This is a genomic window from Bradyrhizobium sp. 76, assembly GCF_023073025.1.
In the GTDB taxonomy this organism is placed as follows: domain Bacteria; phylum Pseudomonadota; class Alphaproteobacteria; order Rhizobiales; family Xanthobacteraceae; genus Bradyrhizobium.
The window spans coordinates 58,785-75,321 of the sequence record NZ_JADPIS010000103.1 but is presented as its reverse complement, the minus strand read 5'-3'; the positions used below and the strand labels follow the sequence as shown (position 1 = coordinate 75,321).

The 16,537-nt window shown below is 63.9% G+C and carries 18 protein-coding genes; 8 read left to right on the top strand and 10 right to left on the bottom strand.

Annotated elements, in window-relative coordinates; genetic code table 11:
• Positions 1–9: 9 nt before the first annotated feature.
• The 7 genes from IVB48_RS26775 to IVB48_RS26745 form a co-directional block, all read right to left on the bottom strand.
• Positions 10–753 carry an ABC transporter ATP-binding protein gene (locus IVB48_RS26775; RefSeq protein ID WP_027565923.1) on the bottom strand — a complete coding sequence of 248 codons (744 nt, stop codon included), beginning with the start codon at positions 751–753 and terminating at the stop codon, positions 10–12.
• Positions 750–1,748 carry a branched-chain amino acid ABC transporter permease gene (locus IVB48_RS26770; RefSeq protein ID WP_247404539.1) on the bottom strand — a complete coding sequence of 333 codons (999 nt, stop codon included), beginning with the start codon at positions 1,746–1,748 and terminating at the stop codon, positions 750–752. Before IVB48_RS26770 ends, IVB48_RS26775 begins: the two co-directional genes overlap by 4 nt.
• Positions 1,745–2,620 carry a branched-chain amino acid ABC transporter permease gene (locus IVB48_RS26765; RefSeq protein ID WP_247404536.1) on the bottom strand — a complete coding sequence of 292 codons (876 nt, stop codon included), beginning with the start codon at positions 2,618–2,620 and terminating at the stop codon, positions 1,745–1,747. Before IVB48_RS26765 ends, IVB48_RS26770 begins: the two co-directional genes overlap by 4 nt.
• 123 nt (positions 2,621–2,743) lie before the next feature.
• Positions 2,744–3,874: an ABC transporter substrate-binding protein gene (locus IVB48_RS26760; RefSeq protein WP_247404533.1), complete on the bottom strand. Its 1,131-nt coding sequence runs from the start codon at positions 3,872–3,874 to the stop codon at positions 2,744–2,746.
• Between the two features lie 57 nt (positions 3,875–3,931).
• A complete protein-coding gene (locus IVB48_RS26755) occupies positions 3,932–4,810 on the bottom strand; it encodes a shikimate dehydrogenase (protein ID WP_247404530.1) in 879 nt (292 codons plus the stop codon).
• A gap of 143 nt (positions 4,811–4,953) precedes the next feature.
• Positions 4,954–5,889: a LysR family transcriptional regulator gene (locus IVB48_RS26750; RefSeq protein ID WP_027565918.1), complete on the bottom strand. Its 936-nt coding sequence runs from the start codon at positions 5,887–5,889 to the stop codon at positions 4,954–4,956.
• 333 nt (positions 5,890–6,222) lie between these two features.
• A complete protein-coding gene (locus IVB48_RS26745) occupies positions 6,223–6,399 on the bottom strand; it encodes a hypothetical protein (protein WP_007597932.1) in 177 nt (58 codons plus the stop codon).
• Positions 6,400–6,564: 165 nt separating this feature from the next.
• Here IVB48_RS26745 and IVB48_RS26740 point away from each other — a divergent pair, with 165 nt between their 5' ends.
• The 7 genes from IVB48_RS26740 to IVB48_RS26710 all read left to right on the top strand — a co-directional run bounded on the left by IVB48_RS26740 (position 6,565) and on the right by IVB48_RS26710 (position 11,909).
• Positions 6,565–7,293, top strand: coding sequence for a LuxR family transcriptional regulator (locus IVB48_RS26740; protein WP_247404527.1), 729 nt, complete (start codon positions 6,565–6,567; stop codon positions 7,291–7,293).
• A gap of 86 nt (positions 7,294–7,379) precedes the next feature.
• Positions 7,380–8,039 carry an acyl-homoserine-lactone synthase gene (locus IVB48_RS26735; RefSeq protein WP_247404524.1) on the top strand — a complete coding sequence of 220 codons (660 nt, stop codon included), beginning with the start codon at positions 7,380–7,382 and terminating at the stop codon, positions 8,037–8,039.
• Position 8,040: 1 nt separating this feature from the next.
• Positions 8,041–8,259: a hypothetical protein gene (locus IVB48_RS26730; RefSeq protein WP_027514447.1), complete on the top strand. Its 219-nt coding sequence runs from the start codon at positions 8,041–8,043 to the stop codon at positions 8,257–8,259.
• A 310-nt stretch (positions 8,260–8,569) separates the two neighbouring features.
• The gene (locus IVB48_RS26725; RefSeq protein WP_007615745.1) at positions 8,570–9,487 is read left to right on the top strand and encodes a branched-chain amino acid ABC transporter permease; all 918 of its coding nucleotides are present in this window, start codon (positions 8,570–8,572) and stop codon (positions 9,485–9,487) included.
• Positions 9,484–10,428, top strand: coding sequence for a branched-chain amino acid ABC transporter permease (locus IVB48_RS26720; protein ID WP_247404521.1), 945 nt, complete (start codon positions 9,484–9,486; stop codon positions 10,426–10,428). The genes IVB48_RS26725 and IVB48_RS26720 overlap by 4 nt, the downstream gene beginning before the upstream one ends.
• A complete protein-coding gene (locus tag IVB48_RS26715; RefSeq protein WP_247404517.1) occupies positions 10,421–11,188 on the top strand; it encodes an ABC transporter ATP-binding protein in 768 nt (255 codons plus the stop codon). The genes IVB48_RS26720 and IVB48_RS26715 overlap by 8 nt, the downstream gene beginning before the upstream one ends.
• The gene (locus IVB48_RS26710; RefSeq protein WP_247404514.1) at positions 11,181–11,909 is read left to right on the top strand and encodes an ABC transporter ATP-binding protein; all 729 of its coding nucleotides are present in this window, start codon (positions 11,181–11,183) and stop codon (positions 11,907–11,909) included. Before IVB48_RS26715 ends, IVB48_RS26710 begins: the two co-directional genes overlap by 8 nt.
• 114 nt (positions 11,910–12,023) lie before the next feature.
• On the opposite strand, the gene IVB48_RS26705 is transcribed toward IVB48_RS26710, so the two are convergent.
• The 3 genes from IVB48_RS26705 to IVB48_RS26695 form a co-directional block, all read right to left on the bottom strand.
• A complete protein-coding gene (locus IVB48_RS26705) occupies positions 12,024–12,392 on the bottom strand; it encodes a hypothetical protein (protein ID WP_247404511.1) in 369 nt (122 codons plus the stop codon).
• Positions 12,393–12,689: 297 nt separating this feature from the next.
• Entirely contained in the window at positions 12,690–14,126 is a 1,437-nt protein-coding gene (locus tag IVB48_RS26700; RefSeq protein WP_247404487.1) for a glutamine synthetase family protein, read from the bottom strand.
• A gap of 149 nt (positions 14,127–14,275) precedes the next feature.
• Positions 14,276–15,634: an aromatic ring-hydroxylating dioxygenase subunit alpha gene (locus IVB48_RS26695; RefSeq protein ID WP_247404484.1), complete on the bottom strand. Its 1,359-nt coding sequence runs from the start codon at positions 15,632–15,634 to the stop codon at positions 14,276–14,278.
• A gap of 113 nt (positions 15,635–15,747) precedes the next feature.
• Here IVB48_RS26695 and IVB48_RS26690 point away from each other — a divergent pair, with 113 nt between their 5' ends.
• Positions 15,748–16,533 (top strand): IclR family transcriptional regulator C-terminal domain-containing protein, encoded by a 786-nt coding sequence (locus IVB48_RS26690; protein ID WP_247404481.1) that lies wholly within the window; start codon positions 15,748–15,750, stop codon positions 16,531–16,533.
• Positions 16,534–16,537 lie beyond the last annotated feature (4 nt).

Genomic DNA, 16,537 nt, shown 5'->3' with positions numbered 1-16,537 from the left:
GCTGGTTCCTCAATGTCCTAGATAGGCTTCGATCACGGCGGGGTTCTTTCGGACCTCGTCGGGCCGTCCCATTGCCAGCACCTTGCCTTCCGCCATCACCATCACGCGCGAGCACAGCGACATCACGAATTCCATGTTGTGCTCGATCACGACGAAGGTGGCATTCTTCTCGCGGTTGATCGCGACCAGGCGGTCCTTCAGGTCAGCGAGCATCGACGGGTTGACGCCGCCGGCGGGCTCGTCGAGCAGCACCAGCCGCGGTCCGCCCATGAAGGCCATGGCGGCGTCGAGCAGTTTTTGCTGGCCATAGGAGAGCCCGCCGGCCGGCTCGTCGGCGAGATGATCGAGCTTGAAAAACCCGATCATCTGGTTGGCGGCCTCCGTCAGTCCGGCATCGGAGCGGCCGACCAGGCGCGAGGCCATGCTGCCCTGGTGCTCCTGTCCCGCGAGGATCAGGTTCTCGCGCACCGAGAGTTTTGGGAACACCTGCAGGAGCTGGAAGGTGCGGCTGACCCCGAGCTTGTTGAGCTCGGCGGGGCGCAAGCCTGTGACGACCTTGCCGTCGAGCTTGACCTCGCCGCCGCTCGGCGTGAGCTGGCCGAGGATGCAGTTGAACAGGGTCGACTTGCCGCAGCCGTTCGGCCCGATCAGGCCGAGGATCTCGCCTTCGCGGACGTCGAAAGAGACGCCGCCGACGGCGCTGATCCCGCCAAAGTTCTTCTTGATGTCGGTGACTTCGAGGACCGCGCTCATTGCACCGTCTCCAGCCGGGACTTTGCGACGGCGCGCTGGGCGGAGGCCACCTTGGTACGGCGTTCGGCGAGATAGCGGTCGAGGATTCCCAAGATTCCGGTCGGCGACCAGATCAGCAGCCCCATCACTGCGATCGCGTAGAGCATCAAATAATAGCCTTCGGTGAAGCGCAGCCATTCCGGCAACAGCACGGCGATCATCGCGCCGAGGAACGGACCGAGGAAGAAGCCGGCACCGCCGACGATCACCATCATCAGCAGGTCGAGCGAGAGCGACAGGTTGAACGGCACGGGATCGATATATTGCGTCAGCGGCGCATAGAGCGCGCCGGCGACGCCGCCGAGCGCGGAGCCGATCGCGAACGCCATCAGCGTATAGCGGCGCGTGTCGACGCCCAGCGACTGCGCCCGCAGCGGGTTTTCGCGGAGCGCCATGAAGGCGCGGCCCCAGGGCGAGCGGATCAGCCACCACACCGCGAGCGACACGATCGCGAGCGAGCCGAGACAGACATAGTAGAACGGCAGCGGCTTGTTGGTCGCGATGCCGAAGATGTGCGGACGCGGAATGTTGGAGATGCCGTAGATGCCGCCGGTGAGCCAGCTCTCGTTGCGAAACACCAGGAAAGCCAGCGTGGAGAAGGCGAGCGTGACGAAGGCGAGGTAGTGGTGCTGCACCCGCAGCGCGGGATAGCCGAGCACCCAGCCGACCGCGAAGCTCAAGGCGATCGCGACGACGATCGCCGCCGGCAGCGGCCAGCCATGGGTGGTCATGATCGCCGCGGCGTAAGCGCCGATGCCGACGAAGGCGCCCTGTGCCAGCGAGACCTGGCCGGCATAGCCAAGCGTGAGGTTGAGGCCCATTGCGGCGATAGCCATCACCGCCCATTGGCTCAGGATGAACAGGCCATAGCGGTTGAAGTTCATGGGGACGACGATCAGCGCAGCGATGACGATGAGGCCGAACGCGATCTTGAGAGGTTTGGCGAAGCCACTCATACGGTCCGCTCCTCGGCGCGACCGAGCAGGCCCTGCGGCCGGAACAGGATGACGGCGATCAGGAAGATCATCGGCACGGCGGCGCGGTACTGCGTCGAGACATAGGCGGCCGCGAGATTGTCGAGCACGCCGATCAGGAGACCGCCTGCGATCGCGCCGCGCACCTGATTGAACCCGCCGACGATCGCGGCGATGAAGGCAGCCTGGCCCAGCACCTCGCCGGACGTGAATTTCGCGAGATAGATCGGCGTGATCAACAGCGAGGCGAGAGCGACCAGGAACGCGTTGATCAGGAAGGTCAGGAGAATCATGCGCTCGATCGGAACGCCGATGATGCGCGCCACGGTCGGGTTCTGCGCCGCCGCCTGCATCTGGTGGCCGAGCGAGGTGCGGTTGAGAAGCGCGGTCAAGCCGAAGACGGCAACGATAGCGAGGCCGAGGACGCCGATGCTTTGCAGCGAGACGGCATGGCCGAGGATGGAGACGTCCCCGGTCGGCACGATCGAGGGGAAAGGTGAGGCTTCGGCGCTGAAGAACTGTTTTACGGCCTCCTTGAGGCCGATCGCGAGCGCCATGGTCGCGATCGCGAGCGGCAGCACGCCGTGACGCATCATCGGATCCACCAGCAGCATCTTGAAGGCGAGGCCGAGCAGGAGCATCGAGAGCAGGATGCCCAGGATGATCGCGAGCCAGAACGGCGCGCCGGCATGCATCGCCGCCAGCATCAGGAACGCCGGCAGCATCACGAATTCGCCTTGCGCGAAATTGATGGTCTGCGAGGTCTGCCACAGCAGCGTGAAGCCGACCGCGACCAGCGCATAGATCGCGCCGGTGGCAAGTCCGGCGACCAGAAGATCGAACAGATTGGACATTTTCCCCTCTCGGCGCGCTGTCTTCTCCCTCTCCCCACTCTCTTTCTTCTCCCTCCCCCCATTCTTTCGGGAAAGGGAGACGAAAGATCTCGCTCCGCAAGAAGCGGGCGAAGGGCAAAGACCTCACTTCACCTTCGGCAGCACCTGTTTCACGACCTGCTTGCCTTCGACCACTTCGACCAGAAAGCTCTGGCGATCGATGTCACCGGTGTCGCTGAAGGTGACGTCCATCAAGATGCCCGGCTCGTCCGCGGCCTTGATGGTCAGGCCATGCAGCGTGTCGGCGAACGCCTTGGAATCGACCTTGCCCATCTTGTCGGTGGCGGCCTTCACCATGTAGACCGCGAGATAGCCTTTCAGCCCGTTGTGGTCGGGCACGTAATTGTACTTCTTCGCGAACTTGTCGCGAAAGGCCTTGATCAGGTCGACCGGCGCATCGGTGGTGAGGCCGACATGGCCGCGCGCGCCGTTGGCGGCATCGCCCGCAAGCTCGATCACCTTCTGACCGATCAGCGTGGTCTCGCCCATCAGCGGCGCGGTGACGCCCTGGCGCTTCAGCTCCTTGAGGATGCGCGCGCTCTCTTCCTCGTTCAAATAGACGAACACGGCGTCGGGATTGGCGGCCTTGATCTTGCCGACGTCGGCGGCGAAATCGGCCTGGCCCGCCTCGGTGGAGAGATCGGCGACGACCTTGGAGCCGAGCCGGTCGAGCTCCTTGACGACGACATCGCGACCGCCGCGGCCAAAGTCATTGTTGACCCAGACGACGGCGACCGACTTCGCCTTCATGTCGTCGTGAATGTATTTGGCGACCTTCGGCATCGACGATTGCTGGCCGAACGAGGTGCGGAACAGGAATTTGTTTCCGCCTTGCGTCAGCTCGGCGGCTTCGCCGCCCATGATCTGCGCGATGCCGGCCTCGGCCGCCAGCGGCGCCGTCACCTTCACGGAGCCGGAATAGCCGGGTCCGAGCAGCACATAGGGCTCGGCGTCGAGCGCCTTTTGCACCTGCGCGCGCGCGACGCCCGGGTTGGATTGCGAGTCCGCATGAGTGACTTCGAGCTTGCGGCCGAGCACGCCGCCCTTGGCGTTGATCTCCTCGATCGCGAGGTCGATGCCGTTCTTCCAGTTGGTGCCGACGGTGGCGCCGCCGCCGGACAGCTCGGCGACGTCGGCGAGCTTGATCGCCTGGGCGTGGACACCGGTTGCGGTCGCGAATGCAAGCAGGGCGCCTGCCAGAATGGTCGATTTCATGGTCTCTCCTCCGATTTCTTTTGATGTTACGTGCGGCCTTGTGTCCGGCCGCTTCGGTTACGCTGCGTGATAGGTCGGGCTTCGTGCCGCCATCACCTCGTCGAATGCCTCTCCCATGATCTCGGTGGATGGGGCAAGGCCAGTGAACAGTTCGAAAGCGTCGGCGGCCTGGTAGATCGCAAGCTCCCGGCCGGTCATGATCCGTGCGCCCTTGGCTTGGGCAGCCGCCAGCAGCGGCGTGATCAGCGGCGAATAGACTGCGTCGGCGACCCACAGGTTTTGACGCAACAGCGTCGGCGCGACCGGCGTTTCCCGGTTCGGCAGCATGCCGACCGGCGTGCCGTTGACGAGGCCCGTTGCGCCGTCGAGCGCGTCCTCGACGCTCGCGGCGACCCTGGCGCCACCCTGCTTGACGAGCAGTGTGGCGAGTTTTTCGGCGCGTGCCGGCTCGCTGTCGAAGATGCGGATGTCGGCCACGTCAAGGCTCGCCAGCGCAAAGGCGATCGCCTTGCCGACGCCGCCGGTGCCGATCACGGCGACCGCGTTTCCAGAGGCCGCCAGCAGCGGCGCGACGGCGCGCGCAAAGCCCGTCGTGTCGGTGTTGTGGCCGATCAGCCGGCCGTTGCTGGCGACGACGGTGTTGACCGCCCCCATCGCGGCTGCACCCGGTGCCAGTTCATCGAGCAGCGGGACCACTGCCTCCTTGTAGGGAAAAGTGACGTTGACGCCGGCAAAGCCGAGCCGCCGCACGCCTTCCAGCATCAGCCGGAGCCCGGCCGCATCGGCGCCGGCCACTTCGATGAGCTGATAATGTCCGCGCAGGCCAAGCCCCTCCGCGGCGCGCTCATGCATGGCAGGGGAGGCGGAATGCGCGATGGGTGCGCCGATCAGGCCGGTCAGGAGTTTTTTGGATGCGGCAGGTCCGCGCTTTGACATGGTTCGCTATCGTCTCGTTGGGAGCGTTTGGTCCCGGCCATTAGCGGGGAAATCCGCCCAATTCCAAGGGGCTTCCACCAGGGACGATAGCCTTTCTTCGGCCTAACACAATTACCCTCTTGTCCTGCAAACCTAACGTAATGTTATCTCTTCCGCCGTGGCGGCGCGGCCCTGCTTTTGCCCCGCGACGGCTCGACCGCGCGCATCTCCGCGCGCAGGGCCTCGATGAAATACTCGACATGAAGCGACAGCGGCGCGCCGCGCTTCACCGCGATATAGGTGTCGAATCGCGTCGGCTCGGTGATCTTGATCAGCTCGATGCCGGGATAGCCGCCATGGGCCACCGTGAACTGGTCGATGATGGCGATGCCGAGACCCGCCTTCACCAGCGCGCAGACCGTGGTGCCGAAGCGGGCGCGGATGGTGATGTTGTACTCGAGGCGGTGGCGCGCGAAGATCTCGGCCATGATCCGCCCGTAGGGATCGTTGGGATCGATGCCAATCAGCGGATAGCGGGTGATCTCGGCGGCGGAGACCTGCTTGCGGCCGGCGAGCTCGTGGCCCGGCGGCACGATGCAATAGAGCTCGCCGGAGGCGAGCGGCATGAAGTCGAGTCCGGAATGCTCCAGGCGGTAGCTCATCGCCACGCACTCGCCGCGGCCGAGCATGAGATAGTCGATGGCTTCCTCGAGCTTGAGGATGTTGATGTCAATGCCCAAATCCGGATAGCGCCGCCGGACCCGCTCGATTGCGCGCGGCACCATGACTTGCGAAATGCTCGGCACCGAGCCGATGCGCAATTCCGACAATCCGCCGCGTCCGATCTTGGAGATGATCTCGGAGAGGTCGTCGACCTTCTTGTAGACGCCGTTGATCTGCTCGAAGATGTTCTCGGCTTCCGGCGTCGGGAAATAGCGGCCGTTCTGGCGCTGAAAGAAGCGGATGCCGAGCGAGCGCTCGGTGTATTTGACGAGGCGGCTGATGCCCGGTGCCGAAACGTTCAGCAGCTTCGCCGCGCCGCCGATCGTGCCCGTCACCATCACGGCACGGATCACTTCAACCTGGCGCAGCGTCATCATGTCTTGGGCATCCAAAAGATAATCGTGGTCGGCGCTGCCTTTCCCTCTCCCCTTGTGGAGGCGGGTGGACCGCCGCGATAGGGCGAGACGGGTGAAGGGTTCTCTCCCCGCGCGAGCCTCGCGCATTTGAACGCGTGGAAACAACCCCTCATCCGGCGCCATAGCCGATCCGAAGCATCGGCGTTTTGTTTTAAGAACGGCGGCCGAAGGCCGCCTACGCCACTTCTCCCACAAGGGGAGAAGGAAGGAAACATTCGCGTTCGGTTGTTCGGTTCAGATCAGAGCAAGCCATGGCACCGAACGGACCGTTCGTGCGCTCACAGCAATTGCGTGCTAGCTCGCCGGTCCGTCCGGCGAGGCGCTCTCGGCCGGCTTGCTGCGCTCGCTTTGCAGCACCCCGCGCGCGAACTCGATGATCTTCTGCTTGTTTGCCGTTTCGCGGACGGCGAAAAATACGCGGTTGAGTTCCAGGCCGAGCACGCTGTTGAGGGCGATGTCCTCGTCTTCCATCGTGGTTTCCCCGCTTCAGACATTATAGGTGTAACTTGACGTCACTTCTTCCACAAGTAGATTAAGCCTTCGGGGTCAAAGGGATACCGGGAAACTACGGAAGCGCTGAATTGAGGCAGTCGCCAGGACGTGCTATAGCGATAACGAGGGTCAGGAAACGCACCGATGTCCGCCGTGGATTATGGCCGGGAAGCGCTCGACTTCATTGAGGGGCTTGGAGCCTATACCAAGGTTCCGGACGCCATGGATGCGCTTGCGACCGCGTTCGGGCGCTACGGCTTCGAGCACATCATCGTAACCGGCTTGCCGAATCCCGATCAGCGTTTTTCCCAGATGGTGCTCGCCAAGAAGTGGCCGGCGGAGTGGTTCAGCCTCTATACCCAAAAAGGCTACGACCGCGTCGATCCCGTGATCCGCAAATGCCGGCAGACGGTGAACCCTTTCGAGTGGTCCGAGGCGCCGTACGATCCGGAACTGGAGCCGGGCGCGGTGGAGGTGATGCGGCGCGCTGCCGATTTCCGTATGTCGCGCGGCTTCGTCGTGCCGATCCACGGATTGACCGGCTACGAGGCCGGCGTCTCGCTCGGTGGCGTTCACCTCGATCTCAATGCGCGCAGCAAGCCGGCGCTGCACCTGATCGGGATGTACGGCTTCGATCACATTCGCCGCTTGCTCGATCCGGCGCCGCATCGATCGATGCGCCTTACCCCGCGCGAGCGCGAGGTGCTCGCCTGGGCCTCGCAGGGCAAGTCGGCTTGGGAAATCGGCGAGATCCTGCACATCACTCAGCGCACCGCCGAAGAGCATCTCGCAACTGCCGCGCGCAAACTTGGTGCCGTCAACCGGACGCATGCGGTTGCGATCGCAATCCGCCACAGAATCATCACCCCCTGAAATCCGCGCCTACTGGGAAATTTCCCAATAGTCGCTTTGGCCGTTTTCCGTGAGTGTTCCCCTTATTTCGAACAATGGGGGAATAAATGATTCATGTGATTTCTGCCGCCAACCGGCACCTCTACGAGGACGTTCTCGAGCAACATTTCAGGGTGCGTCACGAGATTTTTGTCGAGGAGCGGAAATGGGAGGCGCTGCGCAAGCCCGATGGCCGCGAGGTCGATACCTACGACAATGAGGACGCGGTCTACCTGCTGGCGCTCGAAAATCGCCGGGTGCTCGGCGGCTCCCGCCTCTATCCTACCACCAAGCCGACGATGATGAGCGAGGTCTTCCCGCATCTCGCCGCGGTGCGCGGTTGCCCCTCCAACCCGCTGGTATGGGAGTGGTCACGTTTCTTCGTTTCGCGCGAGCGCCGCGACGGCGCGTTCAATTGGCAATTGATGGCAGCGGCGCAGGAGTTCTGTCTCGATCAGGGCATCGAGCGTCTCTCTCTTGTGATGGAGACCTGGTGGCTGCCGCGCTTCCACGAGATCGGATTCATCGTCGCGCCGCTGGGATTGCCGGCGCTGGTCGAAGATTCCTGGACGATGGCGGCCACGATCGAGATCCGTCAGGAGTCGCTGGATGCCGTGTGTAACCGTATCGGGACGACAAACGTCGTCCAACAGGACGGTCCGCGTATCGACTGCATCGCCCTTGCCAACCTCTGCGGCCTCGCTGCCGCGCAACGAAAGAGCGCCTGAGATGTCGAACATGATGCGGGACAGCCAGATCATGGCGCAGATCAAAGACGAAAATCTCGGCTACATGTCCGACATGGCGCTCGAACTCGCGCAGATGGCGGAAGACACCGGATTGGCGACGCTCGCCTATCTGTTCCGGATGGCGGCGCTGGAGGCCTCGACAGCCAATAGCGTGCTTGCCGAGCCGGATGACCTTCCCCGGCAGATGACGTCGCACTAGGCGTCTCCATCCATACGTTGCGACGAATTTCACACCCTCTCTCCGGGAACGGAGGGAGGGTGATCCGTTTGGGTGCGGCAGGTTGACCCATCCTGCGCGGCAGTCTTCTTGCAGGGCAAATTACAGGGCCAGGATCGATCGGATGCATCGGCATGCAACAAAGTGCATGTTGGGTGTCGAATCGCTCTTGCCTCGGAACGATACTGCCATTACCCATTTTTCCGCCTTGTACAGGCAGGGGGAGCTCTTTCACTGATGGCGACCGTGTTCGAACATCGGCGCGAACCTGCGTGCGCCTGAAAGAGTTTTGATGCTGCTCGTCGTCGAACAGTTCTTGAACGGTTTGCAGTTCGGCCTGCTGCTGTTCCTGCTCGCCGCCGGCCTGACGCTGGTGTTCGGGATCATGGATCTCGTCAACCTCGCGCACGGCTCGCTCTACATGATGGGCGCCTATTTCGCCGCGACCTTCGCAGCCTGGACCGGCAGCTTCCTGCTCGGCGCGCTTTTGGCACTCGGCGCGACGCTCGTGCTCGGCATCGTGCTCGAGATGACCGCGCTGCGGCACCTCTACGGACGCGACCATCTCGACCACGTGCTCGCGACCTTCGGCCTGATTCTGTTCTTCAATGAAGCCGTGCGGCTGATCTGGGGGCCGGCCGGGCTTGCGCTGCCGCTGCCGGCCTGGCTCACCGTGCCGGTGCCGATCCTGCCCGGCATTCACTATCCCGCCTATCGCCTCGCCATCATCGTCGTGGCGCTGCTGGTTGCTCTGCTGCTCTATCTCGGCGTGATGCGTACCCGCATCGGCATGCTGATCCGGGCCGGCGCGTCCAATCGCGAGATGATCGGCGCGCTCGGCATCAACATCAAGCTGCTCTACACCCTGGTGTTCGGCCTCGGTGCCGCGCTCGCTGGTCTTGCCGGGTTGATGCAGGCGCCGATCCTCACCGTGCAGATCGGCATGGGCGAGAACATCCTGATCCTTGCCTTCGTCATCATCGTGATCGGCGGTATCGGTTCGATCCGGGGCGCGTTCCTGGCCGCGATCTTCGTCGGCATGATCGACACGCTCGGCCGCGCCTTCTTGCCGAATTTGTTGCGGCAGGTGCTGAGCGGCGCTGCTGCTTCCACTGCCGCGCCCGCGCTGTCGTCCATGCTGATCTATCTGCTGATGGCGATCGTGCTGGTGGTGCGTCCGGAGGGGCTGTTTCCGGCCAACCGCCGATGAAGTCATTCACTGTGAGCAAGGCCGTCACGGCCCTGATGCTGGCGGGCCTCGTGCTGCTGCCGCTCTATTCGCAACTCTCCGGCAACATCTTCATCCTGACGCTGTTCACGCGCATCGTCATCCTGGCGCTGGCGGCCGCGAGCCTCAACCTCATCATGGGTTTTGGCGGCATGATGAGTTTTGGTCACGCCGCCTATCTCGGCATCGGCGGTTACGCGGTCGGCATGCTGGCGCAGGAAGGCGTGGGAAGCGGCTTCATCCAGTTTCCGGTCGCGCTCGCGGCCTCCGCGACTTACGCCGTCGTGATCGGCGCGCTCTCGCTCCGCACGCGTGGCGTTTACTTCATCATGATCACCCTCGCCTTCGCGCAGATGGCCTATTACGTCGCCTCGGGGCTGGCGCGTTACGGCGGCGATGACGGCCTCACCGTCTACAAACGCAGCGACTTCTCCGGGCTGATCAACCTGTCGAACCGCACGCAGTTCTATTATCTCTGCCTCGCCTGCCTGTTCGGCGTGGTCTTCCTGATCTGGCGCATTGTCAATTCGCGCTTTGGCCTCGTCCTGCAGGGGCTGCGCTCCAACGAGCAACGCATGCAGGCGATCGGCTTTCCCTCGAAACGCTACCAGCTGGTCTGCTTCGTCATCTCGGGCATGATGTGCGGCCTTGCCGGCGCGCTGCTCGCCAACAACACCGATTTCGTCAGCCCGGCCGCGATGTACTGGACCCGTTCCGGCGACCTCATGGTGATGGTGATCCTCGGGGGCATGGGCACGCTGTTCGGTCCGGTCATCGGCGCGGTGGTGTATTTGCTGCTGGAAGAATTCTTGTCGCAGCTCACCGAATACTGGGCGCTGATCATGGGCCCGATGCTGCTGCTGATCGTGCTGTTCGGCCGCGGCGGCATCATGGGCCTGCTCGGGAGGCTCAATCGTGGCTGAGCCGCTGCTCCGTGTCGACAGGCTGGTACGCCGCTTCGGCGGCATCATTGCGACCGACAACGTCTCTCTCGACGTTGCGGCAGGCGAGCTGCACGCCATCATCGGCCCGAACGGCGCCGGCAAAACCACGCTGATCAGCCAGCTCACCGGGCATCTGGAGCCGCATTCCGGCAGCGTCTCGCTGGCGGGGCGCGACATCACCTATCTGCCGGCCTATCGCCGCTGCGCGCTGGGCCTGGCACGTTCGTTCCAGATCACCTCGCTGCTGCTCGATTTCACCGCCGCCGACAATGTCGCGCTCGCGGCCCAGGCGCATGCTGGCACCTCATTCCGCTTCTTCGCTGATGCACGCAAGGAAAAGGGCCTGCGCGATGCCGCGCATGCCGCGCTCGACCGCGTCGGTCTCGCCCATCGTGCCGACGTCCTGGTGTCCAGGCTCAGCCATGGCGAGCGTCGCCAGATCGAGCTGGCGGTTGCGCTGGCAAGCAAGCCGAAACTTTTGCTGCTCGACGAGCCGATGGCGGGCCTCGGCGTCGCCGAGTCCCAGCGCATGGTGCAGCTGCTCCAGGAGCTGCGCAAGGAGGTCTCGATCGTGCTGGTCGAGCACGACATGCCGGCGGTATTTGCGCTCGCCGACCGCATCTCCGTGCTGGTCTATGGCCGCGTCATCGCCTCCGGCGATCCGGCTGCGATCCGGGCGAACGAGGACGTCAAGCGCGCCTATCTCGGCGAGGCGCATGTGGTGACGCACCATGTCTGAAAAAGGGATGGGTGACACGCTGCTCGAGGTCGACGGCATCGAGACCTGCTACGGCCTGTCCCAGGTGCTGTTCGGCTTGTCGCTGTCTGTCAAATCAGGCGAGATGGTCTCGCTGATGGGCCGCAACGGCATGGGCAAGACCACGACCATCCGCTCCATCATGGGCCTGACGCCGGCGCGCGCAGGCAGCATCCGCTTCGCAGGCTCGGAGGTGCGGACGCAACCGTCCTACAGGATCGCGCAACTCGGTGTCGGCCTCGTCCCCGAGGGGCGGCAGATCTTCCCGAACCTTACCGTGCGCGAAAACCTGGTCGCGGCCGCCGCCGATCGTTTCGACAGCAGCAATCCCTGGACGCTGGCGGCGATCTACGTGATGTTTCCGCGCCTGGCCGAGCGCGCCTCCAACATGGGCAACCAGCTCTCCGGCGGCGAGCAGCAGATGCTCGCGATCGGCCGCGCGTTGATGACCAACCCGAAGCTCCTCATCCTGGATGAAGCGACCGAAGGTTTGGCGCCCCTGATCCGCGAAGAGATCTGGAGCTGCCTGTCGCTGCTCAAGAGCCGGGGACAGTCGATCCTGGTCGTCGACAAGAACGTCGACCACCTTGCCCGCATCTGCGACCGCCACACCATCATCGAGCGCGGCAAGACGGTGTGGAGCGGCACGTCGAATGAACTGTTGGCCGAGCCGGATCTGCAGCACAAATATCTGGGGATTTGAGCTCTCCTCGTCATTGCGAGGAGCGAAGCGACGAAGCAATCCAGACTGCCGCCGCGGAAAGATTCTGGATTGCTTCGCTACGCTCGCAATGACGGAAGTGAGAGCTGGGTCCCCTCACCAGTAAATCCCATGCCGATGCAGTTCGCGGATCACGCGCGCCTCGGTGGATGGCTGGCGGTGTTTCGGCTTGGTCGTTTCGGTCGTTCTGGCGACCGGCGCAGCGGTGGATTGGGCGGGCGCGACGGCCGGAGCTGTTGCGGCTGGCGCTGTTGTCGCAGGCGGGCTTGAAGCGGGTGTGGTGGTCGCCGTCTGGACATTTGCCGAAGGCATTTGTGCCGGAGCTTGCGGCGCTGCTGCTGTGGCCGGCTGCTCGGCCGCCAGCTGGCTTGCATCGGTCGCTGCCAGGCTGAGGCTCCGCGGGCCGCCGGCGTAGGCTTGTGTTGCGAGCAGTGACATCGCTGCGATCAGAACCAGCTTGCGCATGAAAACCCCCGTTATCTGGTCAATCCCTCTTACCTAAGTCGCGTCCCGCCCACCGCTATCGTGCGAGGCGGTTCGCGCCGATCTCCATCAGGGTGGTCCGGCAGGACAGGCGATAGATCAGACTGAACAATTGACCCAACATGACCGAACTCCATTGTTGATCACTGCGGCAGCCTAGATCCCGCGTCTTTCCGGCGGTTTTCGTCGGTCGGGAAAAACGGCTTCGTCGGGAGCGGTGAAATGTCGTCGGAACAGAGCCGACGAAGTCGCCTCACGGGGAGGTGAGGCGCATCTCCGTCAAAACACCTCGAAATATTCCTTGTGCTCCCAGTCGGTCACTTCGGACAGGAAGCGGTCGATCTCGGCGTTCTTGATGTGGGTGTAGTAATCGACGAACTCAGCCCCGAGCTTTTCCCGGAAGAACGGATCGTCCTTCAGTGCGCTGACCGCATCGCGCAGCGACTTCGGCAAGAGCGGCGCCTTGGTTTCGTAGGGCATGTCGGCCGACGGGCCGGGATCAAGCTTGCGGTCGACGCCGTCGAGGCCGGAGAGAATCTGCGAGGCCATGTAGAGATAGGGATTGGCGGCGGGCTCGCCGATGCGGTTTTCCAGGCGCGTGGCGGCGTCGCCGGCAGCGCCGAGCACGCGGATCATCACGCCGCGATTGTCGCGGCCCCAGATCGCGCGGTCCGGCGCCAACGAATAGGAGCGGTAGCGCTTGTAGCCATTGATGGTCGGGGTGGTGAACACGGTCGACGCGCGGGCGTGGTCGAGCAGGCCGGCAAGCCAGGCGCGGCCGAACGCGCTGAGCGGCTCGCCGCCGTCTTTGGCCATGAACTGGTTCTCGCCGCTCGCGCGTGAGACCACCGATTGGTGCAGATGCCAGCCGCTCGCGAACAGGTTCGGTAGCTTCGGCCGGCACATGAAGGTGGCGTGATAACCGTGGCGGTGCGCGATCTGCTTCACGGCGCTCCGAAACAGCACCATGTTGTCCGCGGGCTCCAGACCCTTCTTCGGGGCGAAGGTGAATTCGCACTGGCTCGGCCCAAACTCGACCTCGACCGAGCGCAAAGGCAATCCGAGCGCAACGATGTCACGCCGCAGGATTTCCAGCACCGGCTCCATCTGGTCGAAGCGCTGCTCGGTGAGATATTGATAGCCGTGGCTGAGCAGGCTCACCGAAGGCGGCGTGCCGGGCTGGCCGGCATCTTCCGGGCGCATATGCGGATCGTCGAGCTTGAAGATGTGGAATTCGACCTCGAGCCCCGCCACGAAATCATGGCCGCGGCTTGCGAGCTCGCCGAGCACCTTGCGATAGAGCCCGCGTGTCGCGAACGGGACGGGACGGCCGTCGTTGAAATAGAGGTCGCAGAGAACCCAGCCGGTGGTCGGCGCCCAGGGCAAAACGCGAAACGTCGTGGGATCCGCGACCATCAGCACATCGGCCGCGCCCTCCATTTCCTTCATGCCGAAGCCGCCGCCCGACGTGAACACCGGAAACACCGTGCGGTGCGAGGTGTCCTTGGCGAGCATGGTGGTGGTGATGGAGCAGCCGCTTTCGAGCGACGCAAGCGCCTCCGATGCAATGATGGTCTTGCCGCGCAGAATGCCGTGCTGGTCCGGGAAGGCGAGGCGGATGACATCGAGGTTCTTCTCTTCGACGATGCGGCGCATGCGCGTCGCCGCGTCCCTCTGCTCATCCGACCACAGCGCATGACGCGCGACGAAAGTCACTTTTTCACTCCTCTATCCGTGAGAGGCGAAGCATGCGCTACATTCTCCGTCATTGCGAGCGAAGCGAAGCAATCCAGGATCCCTCCGCAGAGACAGTCTGGATTGCTTCGCTTCGCTCGCAATGACGAAGGAGGGACCTGCATTCTGCGCTACTCCGCCGCCGTCAGCCGATGCACGTTGTCCGCGATCTCCTTCGGCACCGGCGCCGTCCACGGCGCGTTGCGGCGGCGCTTGACGTCGACTTCCATCCAGTAAATCTCCCAGCCTCGTGTCGGCCCGATGCCGTCCATGGTCGCCGGGCCCTGGATCGAACGTGCGGTGGCCTCGTCGAGATGCAGCATCGGCTTCTCGCCGCCCGCGACCTTCTCGATCTCCTGCCGCAGCAGGCGGCGGTATTGCATGATGGCCTTGTCGCTCGTGCCGAGGTGCTCCCTGGTGCGGTCCTGGATCGCGCCCATCGATTCGACCGCCCACTGGTCGTGGACGTTGATGTCGGTGCCCATGCCGGTATAGGTCGCCGTCTGCTGCTCGTGCGGATCGAAGCCGTAATCGTTGGTCCTGTTCTTGCGGGATTTGTAGTCCGGCAGCTCATAGAGCTCGAGCCGCTGGTCGCGCATCTTCTTCTTGTCCACGGCATTCGTGTAGCTGGTGAAGATCGCGTACCAGTAGCAGTTCTCGTCGTCGACCGGCACGTGCCACTGCGTGATCGTCATCTCCGTGCTCATGGGGATGACGAAGCCGTGCGGGAAGAGCTGGTTGGTGACGCGCACATGGGTGCGCTCCTCGTCGATCTCGCGCAGCGCGATCAACCGGAGGCCGTATTCGGTGTGCTCGACATTGATGATCGGACGATCGTATTCGCGCAAAATCTTCGTCATCGGCAGGTCGCTTCCCGCAGATGCGCCACGGAACTGTTTGCCGTAGGCGGTGGAGGTGTCCTCGTCCTCGAAGAAGCGATGCAGGTAGGAGGCGTGCGCGGGATCGATGCCGACTTCGAGCGCCTGCAACCAGTTGCAGGCCATGTGCCCCTTGAATGCGAAGGTGTGCGTGCCGGGCGCGACGAAACAATCGAGCTCGGGAAATGCCGGCGGCTCGCCCTCGCCGAGATAAGCCCAGAGGATGCCGCTCTTCTCCACCACGGGATAAGAGCGCTGGCGGATGTTCTGGCAGAGCTTTGAGTCCTTCGGCTCCGCCGGCGTCTCGATGCATTGCCCAGTGGCGTCGAACAGCCAGCCGTGGAAGGCGCAGCGCAGGCCGCCATGCTCGAGCCGTCCGAAGGCGAGATCGGCGCCGCGATGCGCGCAGTGCCGATCGATCAGGCCGTAACGCCCGGTCTCGTCGCGGAACAGCACCAGATTTTCGCCGAGCAATCTGACGGGACGGATCGGTCTATCGCCGTCGAGCTCATCCACCAGCGCCGCCGGCTGCCAGTAGCTCCGCATCAGCTTCCCGCACGGGTCCTTCGCACCGGTGCGGGTGATCAGGTCGTTCTGCTCCTGGCTCATCATGGCGAGTGCATCCTTTGTGGAATGGCGTTTGTTCGCCTATTGAACGAATGGGCGAATTATGACATGCCTTGATCCGGCAGCAAGCACTATTTTGCAGGAATGACCCGACACCCATGCCCAAGCTGAAGCGAAGCGAGAGCGACGAGCGCGCGACGGATTTCGTCGAGAGCCTCGATCGCGGGCTGCGCCTACTGCAATGCTTCGGCACCACGGCCGGCCCGATGACGCTCAGCGATCTCGCCCGTGCCGCGGCGCTTCCACGCGCCACCGCGCGGCGCATGCTGTTCACGCTTCAGCGCGGCGGCTTTGTCAGCGGCGACGGCAAGCTGTTCTCGCTGACGCCACATGTGCTGACACTGGCCGCGTCGTATCTGCGGTCGAGCCAACTCGTCACGGTCCTGCAACCGGTGCTCGACCGCGCCGCGACAGGGGCCAACGAAATCGCCTCGCTCGCGGTGCTCGACGGCGATGAGGTCGTGTTCATCGCGCGTAGCAGTCCGGCGCGGATGTTTTCAGGTGGGCTGGACATCGGTTACCGCCTACCGGCCTTCTGCACCTCGGTGGGCCGCGTCATGCTCGGTCAGCTCGACGATGCCGAGCTTGCAGCGCGCCTGACGGCGACGAAGCGCGAAGCGCTGACGCCGCAGACGGTAACCGATCCCAAGGTGCTGCTCGCGCGCATCGTTGCCGACCGCGCGCAGGGTTACGCGCTGGTCGATCGCGAGGCCGAGCTGCATTTCCGCTCGATCTCGGTTCCCGTCCGCCGCTACGACGGCGTGATCATCGCTGCGATCAACATGGGCGCCCATGTCGACCGCGTGCCGGCGCAGGAATTGATCGGTCGCTTCCTGCCATTGTTGCGTGAGGGCGCGGAGGCGGTGCGGTCGCAGCTGTTGTAGCCTG

What these genes read in the sequence shown, in the direction of transcription:
- IVB48_RS26755 (WP_247404530.1), bottom strand. Translation starts at nt 4,810, where the DNA reads ATGTCAAAGCGCGGACCTGCCGCATCCAAAAAACTCCTGACCGGCCTG.
- IVB48_RS26775 (WP_027565923.1), bottom strand. Translation starts at nt 753, where the DNA reads ATGAGCGCGGTCCTCGAAGTCACCGACATCAAGAAGAACTTTGGCGGG.
- IVB48_RS26710 (WP_247404514.1), top strand. Translation starts at nt 11,181, where the DNA reads ATGTCTGAAAAAGGGATGGGTGACACGCTGCTCGAGGTCGACGGCATC.
- IVB48_RS26720 (WP_247404521.1), top strand. Translation starts at nt 9,484, where the DNA reads ATGAAGTCATTCACTGTGAGCAAGGCCGTCACGGCCCTGATGCTGGCG.
- IVB48_RS26730 (WP_027514447.1), top strand. Translation starts at nt 8,041, where the DNA reads ATGTCGAACATGATGCGGGACAGCCAGATCATGGCGCAGATCAAAGAC.
- IVB48_RS26740 (WP_247404527.1), top strand. Translation starts at nt 6,565, where the DNA reads ATGTCCGCCGTGGATTATGGCCGGGAAGCGCTCGACTTCATTGAGGGG.
- IVB48_RS26760 (WP_247404533.1), bottom strand. Translation starts at nt 3,874, where the DNA reads ATGAAATCGACCATTCTGGCAGGCGCCCTGCTTGCATTCGCGACCGCA.
- IVB48_RS26690 (WP_247404481.1), top strand. Translation starts at nt 15,748, where the DNA reads ATGCCCAAGCTGAAGCGAAGCGAGAGCGACGAGCGCGCGACGGATTTC.
- IVB48_RS26765 (WP_247404536.1), bottom strand. Translation starts at nt 2,620, where the DNA reads ATGTCCAATCTGTTCGATCTTCTGGTCGCCGGACTTGCCACCGGCGCG.
- IVB48_RS26705 (WP_247404511.1), bottom strand. Translation starts at nt 12,392, where the DNA reads ATGCGCAAGCTGGTTCTGATCGCAGCGATGTCACTGCTCGCAACACAA.
- IVB48_RS26725 (WP_007615745.1), top strand. Translation starts at nt 8,570, where the DNA reads ATGCTGCTCGTCGTCGAACAGTTCTTGAACGGTTTGCAGTTCGGCCTG.
- IVB48_RS26745 (WP_007597932.1), bottom strand. Translation starts at nt 6,399, where the DNA reads ATGGAAGACGAGGACATCGCCCTCAACAGCGTGCTCGGCCTGGAACTC.
- IVB48_RS26770 (WP_247404539.1), bottom strand. Translation starts at nt 1,748, where the DNA reads ATGAGTGGCTTCGCCAAACCTCTCAAGATCGCGTTCGGCCTCATCGTC.
- IVB48_RS26695 (WP_247404484.1), bottom strand. Translation starts at nt 15,634, where the DNA reads ATGATGAGCCAGGAGCAGAACGACCTGATCACCCGCACCGGTGCGAAG.
- IVB48_RS26735 (WP_247404524.1), top strand. Translation starts at nt 7,380, where the DNA reads ATGATTCATGTGATTTCTGCCGCCAACCGGCACCTCTACGAGGACGTT.
- IVB48_RS26750 (WP_027565918.1), bottom strand. Translation starts at nt 5,889, where the DNA reads ATGATGACGCTGCGCCAGGTTGAAGTGATCCGTGCCGTGATGGTGACG.